The sequence below is a fragment of the Lacrimispora sp. 210928-DFI.3.58 genome, assembly GCF_020554865.1.
Taxonomy (GTDB): Bacteria; Bacillota; Clostridia; order Lachnospirales; family Lachnospiraceae; genus Enterocloster.
Genome location: NZ_JAJCIC010000133.1, coordinates 1 through 258, shown reverse-complemented (window position 1 = coordinate 258; position 258 = coordinate 1). Strand labels below are relative to the sequence as shown.

Below are 258 nucleotides of genomic sequence, written 5' to 3'. Positions count from 1 at the left end.
AGGGAACCAGCCAGGTACAGCAGATGGTGATCAGCGGAAAGCTGCTTAAGAAATAATATGTGGATGTGTGCCAGTGGAATGCATCGTACGTAAGCGCCTAAAAGACAGGCGCTAAGTACTCATAGCGAGGAGGTAAAGATAGAATGAAGATTTTAGTTTGCGTAAAGCAAGTACCAGATACCAATGAAGTAAAGATCGATCCAGTAAAGGGAACCCTGATCCGTGACGGGGTGCCCAGCATCTTAAACCCGGATGACG

At 46.9% G+C, this 258-nt stretch carries 1 pseudogene; it reads left to right on the top strand.

Annotated elements, in window-relative coordinates:
• Window positions 1–143 precede the first annotated feature (143 nt).
• A pseudogene (locus LIZ87_RS23020) lies at window positions 144–258 on the top strand (electron transfer flavoprotein subunit beta); the annotation flags it as partial.